17 protein-coding genes and 1 tRNA gene are annotated in these 20,501 nt (G+C 43.7%); 3 read left to right on the top strand and 15 right to left on the bottom strand.

Annotation, left to right across the window (positions count from 1 at the left end; translation table 11 throughout):
• Positions 1-146 precede the first annotated feature (146 nt).
• Both HMPREF9010_RS12905 and HMPREF9010_RS12910 read right to left on the bottom strand, forming a co-directional pair.
• Positions 147-1,346: an endonuclease gene (locus HMPREF9010_RS12905; RefSeq protein WP_004300807.1), complete on the bottom strand. Its 1,200-nt coding sequence runs from the start codon at positions 1,344-1,346 to the stop codon at positions 147-149.
• Positions 1,327-2,787 carry an aminoacyl-histidine dipeptidase gene (locus tag HMPREF9010_RS12910; RefSeq protein WP_008648797.1) on the bottom strand — a complete coding sequence of 487 codons (1,461 nt, stop codon included), beginning with the start codon at positions 2,785-2,787 and terminating at the stop codon, positions 1,327-1,329. The genes HMPREF9010_RS12905 and HMPREF9010_RS12910 overlap by 20 nt, the downstream gene beginning before the upstream one ends.
• Positions 2,788-2,920: 133 nt before the next feature.
• Here HMPREF9010_RS12910 and HMPREF9010_RS12915 point away from each other — a divergent pair, with 133 nt between their 5' ends.
• Positions 2,921-3,154: a hypothetical protein gene (locus HMPREF9010_RS12915; protein WP_004300805.1), complete on the top strand. Its 234-nt coding sequence runs from the start codon at positions 2,921-2,923 to the stop codon at positions 3,152-3,154.
• A gap of 27 nt (positions 3,155-3,181) precedes the next feature.
• On the top strand, positions 3,182-3,784 hold the full coding sequence (locus tag HMPREF9010_RS12920; RefSeq protein ID WP_004300804.1) for an OmpH family outer membrane protein: 603 nt from the start codon (positions 3,182-3,184) through the stop codon (positions 3,782-3,784).
• 100 nt (positions 3,785-3,884) lie between these two features.
• Here HMPREF9010_RS12920 and HMPREF9010_RS12925 read toward each other — a convergent pair whose 3' ends face one another.
• Both HMPREF9010_RS12925 and HMPREF9010_RS12930 read right to left on the bottom strand, forming a co-directional pair.
• The gene (locus HMPREF9010_RS12925; protein WP_004300803.1) at positions 3,885-4,226 is read right to left on the bottom strand and encodes a hypothetical protein; all 342 of its coding nucleotides are present in this window, start codon (positions 4,224-4,226) and stop codon (positions 3,885-3,887) included.
• Between the two features lie 3 nt (positions 4,227-4,229).
• Entirely contained in the window at positions 4,230-4,526 is a 297-nt protein-coding gene (locus HMPREF9010_RS12930; protein WP_004300802.1) for an FtsB family cell division protein, read from the bottom strand.
• Between the two features lie 156 nt (positions 4,527-4,682).
• Here HMPREF9010_RS12930 and HMPREF9010_RS12935 point away from each other — a divergent pair, with 156 nt between their 5' ends.
• Positions 4,683-6,548: a DNA polymerase III subunit gamma/tau gene (locus HMPREF9010_RS12935; RefSeq protein ID WP_008648796.1), complete on the top strand. Its 1,866-nt coding sequence runs from the start codon at positions 4,683-4,685 to the stop codon at positions 6,546-6,548.
• On the opposite strand, the gene HMPREF9010_RS12940 is transcribed toward HMPREF9010_RS12935, so the two are convergent.
• The 11 genes from HMPREF9010_RS12940 to rho all read right to left on the bottom strand — a co-directional run bounded on the left by HMPREF9010_RS12940 (position 6,540) and on the right by rho (position 20,445).
• Complete coding sequence (locus HMPREF9010_RS12940; RefSeq protein ID WP_008648795.1) at positions 6,540-6,917, bottom strand: VOC family protein; 378 nt, start codon at positions 6,915-6,917, stop codon at positions 6,540-6,542. The two genes, HMPREF9010_RS12935 and HMPREF9010_RS12940, sit on opposite strands and share 9 nt — an antisense overlap.
• Before the next feature lies 1 nt (position 6,918).
• Positions 6,919-7,152: a PspC domain-containing protein gene (locus HMPREF9010_RS12945; RefSeq protein WP_004300799.1), complete on the bottom strand. Its 234-nt coding sequence runs from the start codon at positions 7,150-7,152 to the stop codon at positions 6,919-6,921.
• A 239-nt stretch (positions 7,153-7,391) separates the two neighbouring features.
• Positions 7,392-7,467: transfer RNA gene (locus HMPREF9010_RS12950), tRNA-His, on the bottom strand.
• Positions 7,468-7,531: 64 nt separating this feature from the next.
• A complete protein-coding gene (locus HMPREF9010_RS12955) occupies positions 7,532-8,680 on the bottom strand; it encodes a CapA family protein (RefSeq protein ID WP_004300798.1) in 1,149 nt (382 codons plus the stop codon).
• The gene (gene folD / locus HMPREF9010_RS12960; protein WP_008648793.1) at positions 8,677-9,558 is read right to left on the bottom strand and encodes a bifunctional methylenetetrahydrofolate dehydrogenase/methenyltetrahydrofolate cyclohydrolase FolD; all 882 of its coding nucleotides are present in this window, start codon (positions 9,556-9,558) and stop codon (positions 8,677-8,679) included. The genes HMPREF9010_RS12955 and folD overlap by 4 nt, the downstream gene beginning before the upstream one ends.
• Positions 9,559-9,714: 156 nt before the next feature.
• The gene (ffh, locus tag HMPREF9010_RS12965) at positions 9,715-11,037 is read right to left on the bottom strand and encodes a signal recognition particle protein (protein ID WP_004300796.1); all 1,323 of its coding nucleotides are present in this window, start codon (positions 11,035-11,037) and stop codon (positions 9,715-9,717) included.
• A gap of 104 nt (positions 11,038-11,141) precedes the next feature.
• The gene (locus HMPREF9010_RS12970; protein ID WP_004300795.1) at positions 11,142-12,464 is read right to left on the bottom strand and encodes an MATE family efflux transporter; all 1,323 of its coding nucleotides are present in this window, start codon (positions 12,462-12,464) and stop codon (positions 11,142-11,144) included.
• A gap of 39 nt (positions 12,465-12,503) precedes the next feature.
• A complete protein-coding gene (locus HMPREF9010_RS12975; RefSeq protein ID WP_008648792.1) occupies positions 12,504-14,459 on the bottom strand; it encodes a sensor histidine kinase in 1,956 nt (651 codons plus the stop codon).
• On the bottom strand, positions 14,456-16,306 hold the full coding sequence (locus HMPREF9010_RS12980) for a sensor histidine kinase (protein WP_008648791.1): 1,851 nt from the start codon (positions 16,304-16,306) through the stop codon (positions 14,456-14,458). The genes HMPREF9010_RS12975 and HMPREF9010_RS12980 overlap by 4 nt, the downstream gene beginning before the upstream one ends.
• A gap of 90 nt (positions 16,307-16,396) precedes the next feature.
• A complete protein-coding gene (locus HMPREF9010_RS12985; protein ID WP_004311373.1) occupies positions 16,397-17,863 on the bottom strand; it encodes a sulfatase in 1,467 nt (488 codons plus the stop codon).
• Between the two features lie 284 nt (positions 17,864-18,147).
• On the bottom strand, positions 18,148-20,445 hold the full coding sequence (gene rho, locus HMPREF9010_RS12990; protein ID WP_004311372.1) for a transcription termination factor Rho: 2,298 nt from the start codon (positions 20,443-20,445) through the stop codon (positions 18,148-18,150).
• Between the last annotated feature and the right edge of the window lie 56 nt (positions 20,446-20,501).

The raw sequence follows: 20,501 nt of genomic DNA, 5'->3' as shown, positions 1-20,501 counted from the left end.
GGCGTTATATTTCTCAAGTATTCTCACTACGATGAGAATAGTCTCTTGTCAGAGTATGCTGTAGCGGCGTTTGTACTTCTCTGATAATGGTTGACTATCTTTATTTGTAATAACCTGATAATATTGGCTACTATCGTTTGCCATAATTAATATACAATCAATTCAAAGTCTGTGTAGATAGGAAGATGGTCACTGATGCCTCCTTGATATTTCATTCCCTTATAAGTGCGGAAAGGTTCTTTGTCACCATATTTTTCGTCGTCTTTCAGTAAAAAAGGGAGAAGGCATACATTTGCTTTTTCTTCGCTAGTGAAAAAGTGATTTGATTGATTTAATAGCGTGCCTGATACAATCAAGTGGTCGAGTAATCCCCATTCACCACGAAATTTGTAAGAACCGAAGTTTTTTGATTTTGCTTTTCGGGCAAGTAGATGATATAGTTTTAGTGAGGAGGGGGTAACTGTTGAGGCGTTGGCGGAGTCGGTTGTTGAAGCTAGGTCATTGGTTTTAACAGGAGGCGCTTCGGCTTTCAGTATTTTCAGAATGGACTGATTCGTCGGGTAATCGTTGAAATCCCCCATGATAATGGCTTGCGGATGAGAACGAATATTCATAATGCTATCGACTTCCGTACGCAGTATGTGAGCTACATATAAACGATAAGGTTCCGATTCTTTGGCTCCACCCGAACGGCTGGGGAAGTGGCAGACAAATACGTCGAGTGTATCTCCCGCCAGTAGAAGCCCGCTGACGTGTAGCAAATCTCTTGTCGGACGGTGCTGCTTAAACGGAGGAATGGAGATGGAACGGGAAGATAATAGTTTGAATAGATCCCGTTGATAAAGCAAGGCTACGTCAATTCCTCTTAAATCAGGGGAGTTGGTCATTACATAACGATAGCTGAGCTCTTTTAAAGGAGAACGACGGGTAAGGTCACGAAGCACTGTATCATTTTCTACTTCACATAATCCAACTAATGCGGGAGGATTCCATTCGCCAATAGCAGTAATTACACGGGCAACATCAGCCAGTTTTTTCTTATATCTGCTATAATTCCAATGACGTATCGCATCGGGAAGATATTCATGATCGTTCTTCAGACTGTCGTGGTGTGTGTCGAACAGGTTTTCTATGTTCCAACTTACAACACGGAAAGAGATTCTTTCTTGTTGAGAGGAGGCTTGTCTGCCGTGAACCTCTTGTGCAATGATATTGGAAGGAGCGAGGAAACTTACACCTGATAAAATCATAGTAAAAAAGAGTACGATAACAGCTATTCTTTTTTGACTGTTACCATACTCTTCTTTATGTTGACTTATTTGCCCGCTACTTCTTGGCAGGTACATGTGCCAGGATGTCCAACAGGTGTTTCCAGAACTTTTCTACAGTAGGAATAAGCATTCGTTCGTCAGGAGAATGAACACCTGTCAGTGTCGGTCCGAAAGAGATCATATCCAGCGTTGGATATTTATCAAGGAACAGACCACATTCCAATCCTGCATGGATGGCTTTAACTTTCGCATCTACACCAAATAAGCGTTTGTATGATTCAACTGCTACTTCGAGGATGGCCGAATGTGGATTCGGTTTCCATCCCGGATAACCTTCTCCGAAAGTAACATTGGCTCCTGCCAGTTGGAATACGGCGCGAACCGTGTTCGCCATATCGTTGCGTGCGGACAGTATAGAACTTCTCTGACTGGTTTCAATGCGGATGATATGGTTGGGCTTCATCTTGACAGATGCCAGATTGGTAGAAGTTTCCACCAGTCCGGGAATATCCTGACTCATGGCATATACACCGTGAGGAGCTGCATACAGAGCTTTTAATAAACGGGTAGTAGTATCCTGGTCGATAGCCATTTTGTGTGGAGTTTCCGATTCGAGAACCAGCTTTAAGTCAGGCTCTACAACGGATAATTCGTCTTCCATTTCGCTGGTGAAAATATTCAGTTCGGTGCGGACATCATGCTTGGCGTCTTCGGGAACAGCACAGATGGCATAAGCCTCGCGGGGAATAGCGTTGCGCAGGTTACCACCGTTGATTTCACATAGGTACAGATCGTGTCTGGCAGCCATGCGTGAAAGGAAACGGTTCAGAATTTTGTTGGCATTGCCACGTCCCAGGTGAATGTCGCCACCGGAGTGACCGCCTTTCAACCCTTTCACTTCCACCTTGAAGAAGAAATATCCGGCGGGAACTTCCACTTCCTTATAAGTAAATTCTGCAACGGAGTCAATACCTCCGGCACATCCGATAAAGATTTCCCCTTCATCTTCCGAATCGAGGTTCAGAAGGATGTCACCGCTCATAAAACCTTCTTGCAGGGCAAAAGCTCCGGTCAGTCCGGTTTCTTCGTCTACGGTAAACAGGCATTCCAGCGGACCGTGCTCAATGCTGTCGTCAGCCAGAATAGCCAGCTCGGTAGCTACACCGATACCGTTGTCGGCTCCGAGGGTTGTGCCTTTGGCTTTCAGCCATTCACCGTCAATTTCCGTTTCGATGGGATCGGTGAGGAAGTCGTGTTGAACATCGTTATTCTTTTCGCACACCATGTCGATATGCGATTGCAGAACGACGGTTTGAAGATTTTCTTTTCCCGGAGTAGCGGGCTTTTTAATCAATACATTGCCGGCTTCGTCCACCTTGGTTTCCAGATTATGTTTTGCTCCGAATGCCTTCAGGTAGGCAATCATTTTCTCTTCCTTCTTCGAAGGGCGTGGCACTTGGCAGATTTCTTCGAAATACTTGAATACGCCAGCCGGCTTTAAGTCTTTTTTTTCCATGCTGTTTCTATTTTATAATAGGAATAGAAGGGCTGTTTTCGCTTCTTCTATTGCTAAATATGGTTAATTTGATTGACTTATCTGAACTCATATCTCATTAAAGCCTATCTTTGCACTCACAAAATTAATAGAAATGGTTGAGACTATACTGATAACTTTGTTAATAGTTGCTATTTCCCTGGTATTATTAGGGGTGAAAGTATTCTTTACGAAGGGTGGGAAGTTCCCGAATGGTCACGTGAGTGGGAATAAAGCGTTGCGTCAGAAAGGAATCGGATGCGCACAGTCGCAAGATCGCGAAGCACAAAAGAAGCCGCGTTTTTCTATTAACGAGTTGGAAAAAGCCTTGAACGATAGTATGAATTAAATTTATTAAAAACAATACTTATTAATTATGAATAGAATGAACTACCTCATGAACGGTTTGGCTGCTCTTGCGTTTATCGTTTTATTTTCACAATGTGCTGGCAAAACTGACAATCAAACTACCAATGCTCCGGCTCAGGCTAATGCCGAACTGTCAGGAATGAAAATTGCCTATGTTGAAATAGATACGCTGCTTGCCAAATACAATTTCTGTATTGACTTGAATGAGGCGATGGTAAAGAAGAGCGAAAACGTTCGTATGACATTGAATCAGAAGGCTACCTCTTTGAACAAGGAAAAGCAAGATTTTCAGAAGAAAGTTGAAAACAATGCTTTCCTGTCACAAGATAGAGCGCAGCAAGAGTACAACCGTCTGGTGAAGTTGGAACAAGATTTGCAAGAGTTGAGCAACAAACTTCAGAATGGTTTGATGGAAGAGAACAACAAGAATAGCTTGCAGTTCCGCGATTCTATCAACGCTTTCCTGAAAGAATATAATAAGACTCACGGATATAGCCTGATCTTCAGCAACACTGGTTTCGATAACCTGCTTTATGCTGACAGCACTTTCAATATTACAAAAGAAATTGTTGACGGGTTGAATGCAAGATATTCACCTGTGAAGAAATAAATGATATAAAACTGTTCCGTTCTTTATAAAAGGACGGAACATTATCGAATTAAAAAAAGTGATGCCTGTTCAAGACTGAAAAGCTATGAACGGGCTTTTTTTATGACCTTTCTTTTTCTTCTTCCTGTGGAATACGGAAAGCGGTGTAAAGTTCGAGGATGGCAGCAACTGTGAGGCAGGCAATCCATTCATTGCCTCGTGTGGTAAACATGAAGGCTCCGGTCAGGATAAGTGCCAGTGCACCGAATATCTGCTGAACACGCAGGCGTTTCAATGTTTTGCTCTTTCCTTTGACGGGTGTGTTCACTTGTGCCAATGCGATACATCCGGCTCCAACAGTATATATGTAAGGAGCGTATATCCATCCGGTAATAAACACAGCTGCTCCGGTGAGAGCCATTATGGCGCCTGCGGTGAAAAGGGCGGGTACTAATTGTTTCATTCTTTAATCTTCAAAAACGTAAATATCTTCGTTGGGTTTCTTCATCAGATACTTTTCACGGGCGATCTGTTCGATGGCGTCCGGATTGGTACTTATTTCGTTGAGACGTTTGGTGTTCTCTTCGTAATCTGCCCGGTACTTTTCTATCTCTTCTTTCAACTGGCTGATTTCCCGTTCATATCCGAAACGACGAACCAGGCTGTTCTCGTCCAGAAAGCCAATGATAACAGCAAATGCAACGACCGTAATGAGGTACTTGCGTCTGCATATGAAACTCCAGATACTGATTAGTTTACCCATAATTTCTCCTTTTAATATCTGCAAAGATAAAACTAATAACTTAAAAACTTATCGCTTCGGCTTCAAAACTTCTCTCTTTATCCCTTATTACTTATCACTTTTTTTGTGTACATTTGCAGAATAAGCGAAATTTCAAAAACAGAGAGAATCCCGGATATGGAAAACTATATTGTTTCAGCCCGTAAATACCGTCCGTCCACGTTCGAATCGGTGGTGGGACAGCGGGCGTTGACTACTACGCTGAAAAATGCAATTGCTACCCAAAAACTGGCTCATGCTTATTTGTTTTGCGGACCGCGCGGGGTAGGAAAAACGACTTGCGCGCGTATCTTTGCCAAAACCATTAATTGTATGACGCCTACCGCTGACGGAGAGGCTTGCAATCAGTGTGAGTCATGTGTAGCTTTCAACGAACAGCGGTCATATAATATTCACGAACTCGATGCTGCTTCTAATAACTCGGTGGATGACATTCGCCAGTTGGTGGAGCAAGTGCGTATCCCGCCACAGATTGGTAAGTATAAGGTATATATCATCGACGAGGTGCACATGCTCTCGGCATCTGCTTTCAATGCGTTCCTGAAAACGCTGGAAGAACCTCCCCGTCATGCGATTTTTATTCTGGCTACGACGGAGAAGCATAAGATTCTTCCTACCATTCTTTCCCGTTGTCAGATTTATGACTTTAACCGGATAAGCGTGGAAGATACGGTGAATCATCTGTCGTATGTTGCTTCGAAAGAAGGAATCACGGCAGAGCCGGAAGCGCTGAACGTGATAGCCATGAAGGCGGACGGTGGTATGCGTGATGCATTGTCTATCTTCGATCAGGTGGTTAGTTTCACCGGAGGAAATATCACCTATAAGAGTGTGATTGATAATCTGAACGTACTTGATTATGAATATTATTTCCGTCTGACGGATTGCTTCCTCGAAAACAAGGTGAGCGACGCATTGTTGCTTTTCAATGATATATTGAATAAAGGTTTTGACGGAAGTCACTTTATTACCGGATTGTCGTCTCATTTCCGTGACTTGTTGGTCGGGAAAGACCCGGTGACATTGCCTTTACTGGAAGTGGGAGCGAGCATACGCCAACGTTATCAGGAACAGGCGCAGAAATGTCCGTTACCTTTCTTGTACCGGGCTATGAAGCTGTGTAATGAGTGCGATTTGAATTACCGCATCAGCAAAAATAAGCGTTTGCTGGTAGAACTGACCTTGATACAGGTTGCACAGCTTACCACCGAGGGGGATGACGTGAGTGGTGGGCGTGGCCCTAAGAAGACTATAAAACCCGTATTCACTCAGCCTGCCGCAGCACAGCAGCCGCAGGTAGCTTCTGGCACTCAGGTTCAGCAGGCTCCAGTTCATTCGTCTCCGTCTTCAGTTACAACACAGACTGCTAATGGCACTACTGCCCAGCATCCGCAGGCTTCTGCGGCTGTGCAACCGGGAGCACCGGCTTCTCCTGGTGCGGCTTCGTCTGCTCCGTCACAAGGAGCGGGAGTTGCTCAGACTGCCAAGGAAGAACGAAAAATTCCCGTGATGAAGATGTCCAGCTTGGGGGTATCTATCAAGAATCCGCAGCGTGACCAAGTATCGCAGAATGCGACTACAACTTATGTTCCTAAGGTGCAACAACCGGAAGAGGATTTTATGTTCAATGACCGGGATTTGAATTATTATTGGCAGGAGTATGGCGGCCAGTTGCCGAAAGAACAGGATGCTCTTGCAAAACGTATGCAGATGCTCCGTCCGGCGTTGCTTAACAACTCAACTACTTTTGAAGTGGTGGTTGATAATGAGTTTGCTGCAAAGGATTTTACAGCTTTGATTCCCGAATTGCAGGATTATCTTCGCGGCAGACTGAAGAACAGTAAAGTGATGATGACAGTGCGGGTAAGTGAGGCAACAGAAACAGTACGTCCTGTGGGACGTGTCGAGAAATTCCAGATGATGGCTCAAAAGAATCAGGCATTGATGCAACTGAAAGATGAGTTCGGGCTGGAATTATATTAATGTACTTACTTCTATCAGATTACCATCCGGATCTCTGAAATAAATACTCCGGATGGCACCCTGCGCACCTCGACGCTGGACTATACCGACTTCTATTTCTATTCCTTTGGATTCTACTTCGACTTTTATTTCCTCTATGTTTCCTTCTGTCAGTAGACAGATGTCCGCACTTCCGAAAGCAGGATGCTTGGCAGCAGGAAGGAACTGTGCTTTTCCTACGTGAAGATTGATTTTCTGATTACCGAACTTGACGGCAAAGCGTTGGTTGCTTATATCGGCTTCCATTCCCAGGACTTCTGTGTAGAAATGTAGGCTTTTATCTATATCGGACACCGGTATGACGATATGGTCGATATTCTTGATTTTCATATCAATGTAGGCGTTGATTCATGCGGTCTTCATATCCGTCTGAAGGTTTTCTTCCCGGCATGACAATCCACAAGATAATATATATAATCACTCCGGCGAAAGCAGTGAAGAATGTAGCCAATATATATACTATTCTCAATAAAGTAGCATCCCATCCGAAATATTCGGCTATTCCGGCACATACACCTGCAATCATTCGATTGGAAGAGCGGGTTAATTTCTTTTCATTTTCCATGATATACTATGTTCTTTTAATGCAAATGCTACACAAATATAGAGAATATATTTGGTTTATGGGTTAAACGGAAAGATTTATGTATTATTTGTTAGCATTTTAACTTACTTAATTGGGGGTCAACAATAGACCAACAACAAGGAATATTAGGTAGGATTTAGCATGATTTGCTCTCTAAGATGCCTATTTCCTGAAAGCAGAAAACCCTCATAAGTATTTAACTTACAAGGGTTTTTGTTGGGTGGAAGACCGGACTCGAACCGGCGACATTCAGAACCACAATCTGACGCTCTAACCAACTGAACTACATCCACCATGTTTGCGTTTCTCTAACGCGGTGCAAAGATAGATATTATCTTCTAATCTCCAAAAGATTCTGCTATTTTTTTTCGAAAAAAGTATATTCTTTTATTCCCCGATTGTGCTTGCTGAAAAGGGTTCGCGCATCATTTACAAAGATTTTCAGAGAGTTACGTGCTTGTAAAGGAATTGAATCAATCGGCAAATTGACTGGGAGCAATTGATGATTTTTTTTTCCTGATTGAATGGGACGGGCTGTCCATACCAAACTATAATCACAATTATTGAGGCGGACAGTGCTGTCTTTTACTAATTCCATTCTTACCATCAGTCCTCCGTCAGTGCGGCGGGCGGACATATTGGAAATATAATTTCCCAGCGAATAGACTACGAGATGTTTGTCATTCGTCAGGCTGTCTGTGCGAACTTCGATGGGCTGAACTACGTGAGGATGGGAGCCGATGATATGGTTTACTCCTTTTTCAATCAGCCAGTCGGCGAGGAATTTTTGCTCTTTGTCCGGGAGTGACTGGTATTCGATTCCCCAATGCATACAAGCTATGATAGCATCCGGCTTCATTGCTTTACTCTCTTCAATATCTTTGGCGATGATGGCTGTATCGATATAGTTCACGATATTAGGAGGGGTAACGGGGATGCCGTTTGTTCCATACGTGTAGTTGAGCAGGGCGATGCGGAATCCGTTCTTTTCTAATAAAAGAGGATATTTCTTTTCGCGTTCATCAGCGTTGATATACGTGCCTGCGTGTGGAACCTTTAAAGAGTCTATTAATTGAATGGTTCTCTCCAGTCCGGATTTACCACGATCGAGACTGTGGTTGTTGGCAGTCACTAAAACATTGAAACCTGCATCGTGAATTGCGGTCAGAAATTCGTCCGGCGCGCTGAAAGCAGGATAACCTTTGTAAGGTTTGCCTCCTAATGTCACTTCCAGGTTGGCTATGGAGAGGTCGGCTTTCTTTATTTCTTCTTTGACATACGCAAAGCATGTGGAGTAATCATAGCCGGTTGATGTTCGTGCAGCGTTGATTTGTCCCTGATGTTGCATGAGGTCACCTACGAAAAGGAGGCGTAGGGTGTCGGTGGGGAAGATGCTGTCGGAAAGGCTGTCCGACAGGGTGTCAATGATAGAATCTCTCTTTGCCTGCGACCGGGAGGTGCAGGACAAAGAGAGAAGCAAAATCATCAGAAACAGGGTATGTCTCATTGATAAATAGCTTTCTTACCAGCTAAGAGTGTATTTTTCATTAACGATACAATCGTCATTGGTCCAACACCGCCCGGTACGGGAGTGATGAATGAGCATTTCGGTGCAACTTCCTCAAACTTCACGTCGCCGGTCAGTTTAAAACCTGATTTCTTGGTTGCATCCGGCACACGGGTAGTACCTACGTCAATAACTACCGCGCCTTCTTTCACCATTTCGGCTTTTACAAAGTTCGGTTGTCCCAAAGCAGCGATAATAATATCAGCTTCCTGACATTCTTTTACCAGGTCTCTGCTACGGCTGTGGCATACGGTTACTGTGGCATCGCCCGGATAGGCTTTCTGCATCATCAGGGCAGCCATCGGTTTGCCGACAATATTGCTGCGTCCGAGTACGACGCACTTTTTTCCGGAAGTTTCTATGTTATAACGTTTCAACAATTCGAGGATGCCGTTGGGAGTAGCGGATACATAACACGGAAGCCCGATGGACATACGGCCTACGTTGATCGGATGGAAACCGTCTACGTCTTTACGGTAATCAATTGTTTCGATTACTTTCTGTTCGGAGATATGCTTGGGTAAGGGAAGTTGTACGATAAAGCCGTCCACGTCGTTGTCTTCGTTTAGTTCACGTACTTTGGCAAGCAGTTCTTCTTCGGTCACGTCACTTTCATAACGGATGAGGGAAGACTTGAATCCACATACTTCACAGGCTTTTACTTTGGCAGCTACATAAGTCTCGCTACCACCATCGTGTCCTACAAGAATAGCGGCCAGGTGCGGGCGTTTTTCGCCATGAGCCACCATTTCGGCTACTTCGGCTGCAATCTCTTGTTTTACTTGTTCGGAAATTGCTTTTCCGTCTATCAGAGTCATATTTTCAGAGTATTTATTGGTGATGGACAAAAGTAAAATAAATAACTGAACTCTCCAAAGGGATTGGAATTTTTGTCAAGAGATGGAGGGGATAAAAAAAGAGGGAGCCGAAACTCCCTCTTTTTACTTATCATTAGATTTGGATCTACAGAATGATTACTTTTTCATCTTAGGCATCATCTTACCCATTTTGCTGCTAGTCACCATTTTCATCATTTTGCGTGTCTGGTCGAACTGTTTCAATAGGCGATTCACTTCTTGGATAGTCGTTCCGCTACCTTTGGCGATACGCGTACGGCGTGAACCGTTCAGTATTTCCGGATTGGAACGTTCTGCCGGAGTCATGGAATAAATGATGGCTTCGATGCTCTTGAAAGCATTGTCGTCAATATCAATATCTTTGATTGCTTTTCCTACTCCCGGAATCATGGAAGCGAGGTCTTTCAGATTACCCATTTTCTTGATTTGTGCAATCTGGCTAAGGAAGTCGTTGAAGTCGAATTGGTTTTTGGCAATTTTCTTCTGTAAGCGTTTGGCTTCTTCTTCATCGTATTGTTCCTGTGCGCGTTCTACCAATGAAACGATGTCACCCATACCGAGAATACGGTCGGCCATACGGGCAGGGTGGAACTGATCGATTGCTTCCAGCTTTTCACCTGTACCTACGAATTTAATCGGTTTGTTCACTACCGAACGGATAGAAAGAGCCGCACCACCGCGGGTATCACCATCGAGTTTGGTCAGTACCACACCGTTGAAGTCCAGACGTTCATTGAATTCTTTAGCTGTGTTTACAGCGTCCTGACCGGTCATGGAGTCTACCACGAACAGAATTTCGTCCGGGTTGATTGCTTTTTTGATAGCGGCGATCTCGTTCATCATCTGCTCGTCTACTGCCAGACGTCCGGCTGTATCGACGATAACGAGGTCGTATCCTTTGGCTTTGGCTTCCTGAATGGCGTGTTGTGCGATTTCTACCGGATTCTTGCTGTCCAGTTCGCAGTACATCGGTACTTCAATCTGTTCTGCCAATACACGTAACTGTTCGATAGCTGCCGGACGGTAAACGTCACAAGCCACCAATAATGGCTTACGGTTCTTCTTGGTTTTCAGCATCCGTGCCAGTTTACCGGAGAAGGTGGTCTTACCCGAACCCTGCAAACCTGACATCAGGATAACTGCCGGACGGGCGTCAATGTTGATCTCGGCTGTCTCTCCACCCATCAATTGTGTAAGTTCATCATGCACGATTTTCACCATCAATTGGCTTGGCTTCACAGCCGTAAGAACGTTCTGGCCAAGCGCTTTTTCTTTCACTGTATCCGTGAAATTCTTTGCCACCTTGTAGTTTACGTCGGCGTCGAGAAGTGCTTTACGTACGTCTTTCAGCGTCTCCGCCACGTTGATTTCGGTGATTTTGCCTTCACCTTTCAGAATCTTGAATGACCGTTCTAGTCTTTCACTTAAATTATCGAACATAGTTATTTAATTACGAATTACTAATTACAATTTACTTGGCCGAAAGAGGGACTTTTCCGTCTACTCTTTATTTGAGCTTGCAAATGTACAAAAATCTCTTGTATTTATATCTTTTTATTCTGCCATTTTGCTTTTTTGAGATAAATATAACTTGTTATCAACAGCAAGCTATAATACACAATCTCAATCGTAAAGCAAATTTCGATCGGTGCTTTCAGCCACATTCCGATGAAAATGATGTATGATCCGTAGATGATAATTGTAATCGTTTCGAGCAACAGGGCTGCCTGTGTATTTCCTGTTCCGGAGATACCGTTAAACACCACGTTGGCTACGGATGCGATAAGCATGGCGCAACAAATTACATATACCGAGGGTACGGATTCCGTAATGAGCGCAGCTTCACTAGTGTAAATGGAGAGCAGGAATTGCGGAAACAGTGCCGATACCGCTACTAACCCCAGCATGATGAAAAAGGAGAAACGCGCAATTTTATTAATGAGCGGCATCACGTGCTGGATGCCTCCTGCACCAATAGCATTGCTGACAAGACTGTTGGTAGTCGTAGCCAGTGCGTTGACCGGAATCAGCAATACGACATAAATACTCCGGACGATATTGGCAATCGCCAGTTCCCGTTGTCCCAACCGTTCTACGGCTACGAAGAAAACGAACCAGGTAGCCATCGACAGGAAATATTGCAGCATGGTGAAGCAGGAGATACTAAGAATCCGCATCAGCAATGCTGGGTCGAATGTGCGCAGGCGGTTCATACCGTATTTCTTTAAATCGACCGTGGCATACGTATAGATGACGAAAAAGAGAATGGAGGAGGCTTCTGCCAATACGGAAGCAATAGCAGCCCCTTTGATACCCATTTCCGGCAAACCGAACTTTCCGAAAATTAATGCATAGTCCAGTACGACATTAGTTAATGCCATGACAATAGCATTGATGGTTAGCACTTTAGTGCGTGTAATGCCGATGTACAATGCCCGGAACATGACATTGATAAAAGAGAAAAAGAATCCGTAAATACGCCAGTTCAGAAACTCCATTGTTCCTTCGTAGATGGATTCTGAAGAAACCAGCAAACGCATGATGTTTCCGCCGAATGCTTTGGTGAATCCGAATAGCAGCAGGGCCATGACGAACAGGAACATGATTCCTTGAATCATGACGGGACCGACATCCGAATAGCGTCCTTCGCCATTGCGTCGTGCGATGACTATCTGCGAACCGGTACTGAATCCGAATGCGATGGTGAATACGCATATATAGAATAACCCGCCCATAGCTGATGCTCCAAGGGCTACTTCACTCACGTGTCCGAGGAATGCTGTGTCGGTGACATTGATGACATTTTGTGCCAGCAAGCTTAGTAGTATCGGATAACTGACACTCCAAATCTGTTTGTTGGTGTACATAATTAAGTGTTTAAGTTTACACTTTGCAAAGATAGTGCTTTATTTCGATTCGGAAACGATGGGGTAGATGAAAACAATTTCCGGACCTTCGGGAGTTTTATCGTTGACGAGATAGTTTCCTCCGAAATGTTTTAGTAACAATAGGTTGATATCATGCCGGATGATGGTTTCCTGTGATACGAATGCATGGTCTGCCAAAGGTGAATTAGTGATCCGGAAACAAAGCATGTTTTCATTCTGGCTTAATGTGAACCGGATGATTCGTGCTTGCCGGTGTTCTTGTGGGTACACCAGTACGCTAATCAAGGCCTGTGTCAGTCGCATTATATCGGTATGAATTTGGGCGTCCGTTTCGCTGGAAAATTCAATCTGGATACCTGTTTCTTCGTTCCTCATCTGCGCCATGCTGCATGCTTCCTTGCATAGGGTAGTGGCATCATAGTCTTGCAACTGGAACTTCATCATCTGAGCTTCCAAACGGGATAAGTCGAGAACGTCATTGACAAGTCTCATTAACTTCTCCGAACTTTTGTGGATGATGTTTGAGTATTCTTGCCTTATTTCCTTGTCTATATTGGGTTCGCTGGCTATGAGTTGTGAGAAACCGACCACATTGTTGAGTGGGGTACGGATGTTATAGCTCATGTTGGACAGGAAGCGATTTTTTATTTCATTGGTCTTCCGCACGTTTTCTGTTGTTTTCCGGATTTCGTTTTCCGCGTATTTGAGTGCCTTCCGTACCATAAAGAGTCGTGCCATAAAGATAAAAAGCAGAATCAGGATAACAAATATAAAGATCAGATAGGTGAGCTGGATCCGGTTGTTTTCCCTTTTTTGATCCAGTTCTGTTTTTTCGATATTGTATTTGCTTTGTATCTGTGCCATCTGATTGTTTGAGAGTACAGTGGCTGTCGAGTCTTTGATGGCAAGTGCCTGCTCATACAGGGGGATGGCTTTTCCGCTTTGCCCTGCCTGTTTCCATATTCTGGCCTTTTCGAGTAGCTGTTCGGCATAGTCGCTTGTGAAGTCTTTCTTCAACATCGTCAGTGTCGTGTCGATATAATCCGATGCCTGTTGGTAGGCTCCAATTGCCAGGTAATATTTGGCAAATGTGTCGAAATAGAGTACTTTATACATGAAATAAGTATTCTCGTCCAGATATTCTTTAGATTTTACGAGATGTTCATAGGCTTGTTGCGGCTGATGGGTATTCAGGTAATAATAGCTGTAGAACAGTTCATTGAACAGGTATACATCGGCAAATCCCGCTTTTAAGGATGGGTTTGCACTGATGTGGTTATGAAGAGTGTTTTCCAGTTCCTGTAAATATTTGAGTAGTTTTTTATTATCCTTCTTTTCTTTGACAACGGATACTAACTGTGACAATACCGAGATACGGACCACCGGATTTTCTGTCGGAGTGAGTAGCTGGTAGGCAGCCTCCAGTGCTTCTATTCCTTTATCCCAGCGCTGACTGCCGATATATGCATTACTCAAGCATTGATAGGCAGCCATACTACCCCGGTTACTATTCATTTGGGAGGCTTGCTGTTGCATCTTTTGAGATTCGTTGATAGCAAGTTCGTATTGTTCGTTGAATGTGTACAGGTCTATCTGGAAACGTTTGGCATCAAAGAAGTAATTCCATAAATCTGATTTCCGGGCATGAGGCTCCATTATGGTGAGCCATTTGGCCACACTGTCTTGATTATTACGATTGTAATAGTATAAAATATGGTAGTAAGCAGCCAGACCGGCATATTTGTCATTTCCCAGTTGCAATGCTTCTTTCATTAATGCATCCGAATATTGGATACATTGCTGGTTGTTTTGTTCTATTCTGATGATTTGATTGAGAACATTCAGCCGTGTCGTATCGTACGGTAATGTTTCCAACACCTTTATCAGGCTGTCGGATTCCAAAACAATCTCGGTGCTGGCTTTTCCGGTGAGGGTGCAGCATAATAGAAGGATCAGGAGCAGGACTTGTTTCATTCGGCTTCCTCCTTTCCTTGTTGCTCATGGTAAATGGGGTGTGTGAACAGGAAACGGGCTCCTTCCTCATAATTGGAGTCAATCCATATTTTGCCGCCCAGCTGCTCGATAATGAGTTGGCAGATAGACAGACCGAGTCCTGTCCCTTGAGCATTTTCATTCAGTTTCTCAAAACGGTTGAATATTTTATTCTGATTCTCCGGAGAGATACCGCAACCGGTGTCGGTCACGGAAAACAGTGCTATGTCTTCTGTCTGTTTTTCCAGTTCCATGGTGATGGAACCTTGCGGAGTAAATTTGGTTGCATTGATGAGAAGGTTGATTAATAATTGTTGTAACCTTGCATTGTCTGTCGTCAATTCTAATGAATGGAGAGAGGTCGAAAAACGGACGTTAGCATTCGTTTGTTTTATTTTCTCAACCATGTCGATAACGTTTCTGCATATTGCCACTGCATCACATCGCTCATATTTGAATTTCATCTTGCCTACTTCGAGACTGGACAAGTCGATTACGTCGTTAATCAGCTTGAGTAACAGTTCTGAATTTTGCTGAATAATATCGCTACACTGTTTCCGGGTCTCGTTGTCGATGGATTCTTCCGTCAGGATGGAGGAGAAGCCGGACAACGCATTGAGCGGCGTGCGAATTTCATGGCTCATGTTGGAAAGGAAAAGGCTCTTTGTCCGGATGGAATTTTCTTCTTGCTTTTTCACTTTTTCCAGTTCCTGCTGTGATTGGCGCAGTTTTTTATTTCCTCGTCTAACCAAAAGGATGAAAAATACAATCAGTATGACTATGGATAGGATGGTGAACCAGCTCCAGTAGAGGATTGTCTTCTGTCTGTTTAAGTTGTCCAGTTCATTTTTATCTATTTGGTAGAGGGTGTGCAATTCATTGATTTGGCGAATATAATTCATTGCGTCCAAAGAGTCTTTGTACGTATTGAATATTTCATAAGCTTCACATGCTTCCTTGCTGTTTCCCATTAGTGCAAGTATGTGTGCACGATCTTTCAGTACTTGCAGGGATCTGTATGAGTTGGCTGCTTTGGTATGCGAAAGTAATTCGTCAAGTGTGGTTAGTGCCTGCGTGTATTCTTTGGATTCAGTGTAGTAGCGTGAATACAGGTATTTAATCATTAAATGAAAATATGGGTACTGGTGTTGCCGGCTGATTTGTTCGGTTTGTCGTATATAGTTTAATGCTTCCGGAAGATGATGCATCTGGATGCGATAGAATGCCTGACAATAAACAAGGTGGAAATCGTCTTGGGGATTCGTATCCTTGTTGATAACAGATTCGAGTTCCCGGATATTGTCTTCTATATCTGTCATTTGGTGATAGTTGAGCTTCGTCAGGATAAATTGGGACAAGATCGTTTTGATATATTGGTTGGCATGAGGGAGTTTCTGGATGATTTCTAATGCTTCCTTATACGATTTGATGGCAACTTGTGGTGTTGACGAACTTAAATAGGTATTTCCAATGGCGTGTAATGCGAGTGCTATTCCCAAAGGATAGTCCATTTCTCTGGCTTTCTGGTACATCTGATTGGCCTGGTTGATGGCGAGACTGATGTTGCCTTCTGTGATTAAAGCTTGAACGGTCAGCAGATTTATCTGGAATAGGAGTGGGTATTGTTGTTCCTTTTGTAATTCCGGTTCTAAAAGTTTTTCCCAGGCAATGATGCTGTCGACAGGGGCGTCCGGACTAAATGGATGATTGTATTCAAGTAAAGGTTGTAATAAAGAAAGACGATCTGAATTTGTACGTGCAGCATATAAGGTGACCGATATTAATGCGGTTACGACTATTGCAATTATATGACGTCTGTGTTTTTTCACCTGATATAAGAATTGCTTGCTTGTAAGTTTATCTGCAAAAGAACTAAAAAGAGTGAAGATTACAAAGAAATCTTCACTCTTTTTTATAATTTATTTTCTTTTGAGTATCTCTCGTACCCCAGGGCCCTCGTGGTTGGGGTAGCCGGGAGTATGGTTTCTGCATCGTGGATCGGCATCTACTTTCAAACTCCGGTAATCGTCTTTGGTGCGGGCGATGTAATCATCAAGCATGGCACGGTGTTCGGCGAGGACTTTACTGTATTTAGGGTCTTTGGCGAGATTCTTGCGTTCTCCCGGATCCTTTTTCATATCATATAGCTCTTCTCCGTTACCTTCCAGATAGTGAGTGTACTTGTATCTCGGTCCGCGTACCATACGTCCGGGAGTAACGACATATTCATATTCGCTATGCCATTCGGAAACGACATAAGGGTGAGTTTTTTTCTGTTTCTCTCCTTTTAATATAGGTGCAAGGCTGATTCCCGGTTTTTCGGCCGGAACAGGAATTCCTGCCAAATCACAAAGGGTAGGCAGAAGATCCAGTGTAGGCTGTGTCAATACTTGGTCTATGGGCTTTTTCTGTTGTTTGATGCCGGGACCTGCAAAGATAAACGGTACGTTGGTCATTTCATCGTAGAAGCTGATGTGTTTGGTCACCATGCGGTGTGAAGCCATCCCATCACCATGGTCAGCCATGATAATAACGATTGTGTTTTTTCCGGCAGGAGTGGAGTAAAGTGCTTTCAATACGCTGTCTACTTGCTTGGAAACCATCTTGGTATAGTGTTGGAAAGCAGCAATGTAATGACGGTAATTCTCTTCATTCCAATGAGAGGCCTGGGTCATGCGGCGATGACTGCAGCAGATGTATTGTACAGGTTTAGGGATATTGCTCCAGTCTTCTACATTGAAATTGGCCGGTAGTTCCGGAAGGGTTCCGCTAATGGGGCGGTCGGTATGTACTCCTTCGTTCGCTCCTACAAATCCACAGATATTGTGAGGGTTCTGAAAATCTGCGATACAGATGAATGGTTCTTCCGGCGGATTACTTAGATAAGCAACAGCGTCTTCGCATGTTCCTACATCCAGGAAGCTGTCGTTATTGACCGGGAATTCCGGATCAGTGAATGGCTTGGCTACTGGTTCTTTATGCTTGAATCCTCTAAGTGAACCCATGTCATGCGTTTTTCCGAAGTGTACGGCTTCGTAACCGTTTTCAGAAAAAAGACTTCCTAATGTCGGTACATTTTCGGGAATACGTGGGTTGATAGGTTCGCTGGAGTTGGAACGTACATTGGTTTGATGAGGCATCATGCCACTCCATAAAGCAGCGCGTGAGGGTTGGCTGAGAGGGCAGCCTACATAAGCATTGGAGAAGATAACTCCTCGTGAAGCGACTTCGTCAATAGGGAGGGTGCAGCCTTGTGTTTGTCCGTAAGCTCCCACAACGCGTTGTGTCAGATGGTCGCACTGGATAATCAGGAAATTGGGCTTTTCTTGGGCCTGTGCTGTCACGCTGCACAGGGCTAATCCCATGAATGGATAAATAGTTTTCATTACTGGTTAGAATTAAGTAATATTTGATTTGGAAGCAAAAGTAGGAAAAAAGGAAACGTAAAAAAGGGCGAGGTAGTAGTTTTGGACGCAAATGAAAGTATTTTGTACAAAAATGAAAGGTGTGGCAAGCGGTTAGGGGTAACTATCGGTGATGGGAGTTGAATGATAAGTGATAAACGGCAGGTGATAAGTCATAAAATGGGTTACCGAAAAAGAAAACGGTGAATAAACTGCACTTGTTATGGCGCAGTTTGTTCACCGTTCATTTATAAGTTTGCTGTTGATTAGCTGTTCATGCTCATCAGGAATTCGTCGTTGTCTCTGGTTTTTTCCAGACGGTCTTTAACAAAGTCCATTGCTTCGATCGGATTCATGTCGGCAAGATATTTGCGCAATATCCACATGCGGTCAAGGGTTGTTTTATCAAGCAACAGATCGTCGCGACGAGTGCTGGATGCGGTAATGTTGACTGCCGGGAAGATGCGTTTGTTGGACAGGTTGCGGTCGAGCTGCAACTCCATGTTACCTGTACCCTTGAATTCTTCGAAGATAACTTCGTCCATTTTAGAACCGGTATCGATCAATGCGGTAGCAATAATAGTCAGTGAACCACCGTTTTCAATATTACGGGCAGCACCGAAGAAGCGTTTAGGTTTATGAAGTGCATTTGCATCCACACCACCGGAAAGAACTTTACCGGATGCAGGAGATACTGTATTGTATGCACGAGCCAGACGAGTAATAGAATCAAGGAAGATAACTACGTCGTGACCACATTCTACCAGACGTTTTGCCTTTTCCAATACGATACCTGCAATTTTTACGTGGCGTTCTGCCGGTTCGTCGAAAGTAGAAGCAATTACTTCTGCATTAACGCTGCGCGCCATGTCTGTTACTTCTTCCGGGCGTTCGTCAATCAGCAGCATAATCATGTAAACTTCCGGGTGGTTGGCTGCGATAGCGTTTGCGATATCTTTCATTAAGATGGTCTTACCTGTCTTTGGCTGGGCAACGATCAATGCACGCTGGCCTTTACCGATAGGAGCGAAAAGATCGACGACACGGGCAGACATAGAGTCTGAATAACCGCCTTTGCAAAGTTTAAACTTTTCATCCGGGAAGAGAGGTGTCAGATGTTCGAAAGGAACACGGTCGCGAACGAAAGCTGCATCACGTCCGTTGATCTTCGAAACCTTTACCAATGGGAAATATTTTTCTCCTTCTTTGGGTGGACGGATAACTCCTTCTACTACATCACCGGTTTTCAGACCAAATAGTTTGATTTGAGATTGTGATACGTAAATATCATCCGGAGAAGAAAGGTAGTTATAGTCGGAAGAACGGAGGAATCCGTATCCATCCTGCATAATTTCCAGAACACCTACTCCGTTGAGAATATCGTCGAATTCATAAGGCTTTTCGCGTTCAATAACCTTACGTTCCTGCTGCTGTTGTACCGGAAGATTTTCACCCGCATTGTTCTGCTGAGCGGCACGTGGCATCGGTGAGCGTTGTTGGTTTTGGTTCTGGTTCTGATTCTGATTTGGGTTCTGAACCTGATTCTGGTTATTGTTGTTACGCTGGAAATTATTATTGGCGTTATTGCCATTATTTCCATTGTTGTTAGCATTGTTATTACCGTTGTTATTGTCGCGTGAGCGAACAATACGCGGACGTTGCTGCTGGGACTGCTGCTGTTGAGATTGTTGTTGCTGTTGAGGATGAGATGGCTGTTCCGGTGCTGTCTGTGCTGATTCTGTTTTAGTAGCTTCGAATTTTCCGAATAATTCGGTAGGAAGCTCTATTTTTTCAGAAGGCAGATCTTCGATTGGAATAAAATCATCGTCGTCAACGCTGGATAAGATATTACTTTCCTCGTCGATAACGGGTGCAGCTTTCTTTTGTGGTTTATCTATTACCTTTTTCTCTACAACAGGTTTGTTAGGTTCAGTAGCCGGTTTATTTGTTTCTGCAACAGGCTTATTTGCTTCTGCAGCTGGTTTGTTTTTTGCTTTCTTCTCAGCTGTTTGCTGTTGTACCGGAGCTGGCTTTTCCGTAGCACCAGTAGCTTTCTCTGCAACAACAGGTTTAGGTTCCACTACTTTGGGTGCTGCCGGTTTTGCATTTTCTACTTCTTTTTTCTCTTCTGCATCAGAGCTCTTACGAGGACGGCCTACTTTACGCTTGGGAGTAGCAGTGTTTTCCGCTTTAGCTTCTACAACAACAGTTTCTTTTTCTTTGTTTGTACTTTCTTCTTTCTTGGAAGGTTGTGGTGCAGCTTTTACAGGAGCGGTCTCTTTTGTCTTGTTAGCCTCTTCACTCTTTGTTGCGGAAACCACTTTGTCTTCTTTTTTGGTAGGAGCTACCCGTGAACGCTTTTTCTTTTGTTCTTCATTTTTGCGTTCTTCTTTTAGCTTATCTGCGGCAACTTTCTTTGTAGCTCCTACAATGGCCTGTTCATCGAGTATTTTATAAACAAGGTCTTCTTTTTTGTATGAGTCTGCTTTTTTTATGCCTAACTCTTTGGCAATAACTTGAAGTTCCGACAGATTTTTGTCGTTTAATTGGATAATGTTATACATATAGTATGGTAAGTTATTAATATTTCTTTTTTTGCTGAATTATGGACAGCATTACT

This window comes from Bacteroides sp. 3_1_23, assembly GCF_000162555.1.
Taxonomy (GTDB): domain Bacteria; phylum Bacteroidota; class Bacteroidia; order Bacteroidales; family Bacteroidaceae; genus Bacteroides; species Bacteroides ovatus.
The sequence above is the reverse complement of the archived record's forward strand: the minus strand, read 5'-3'. Positions and strand labels throughout refer to the sequence as shown.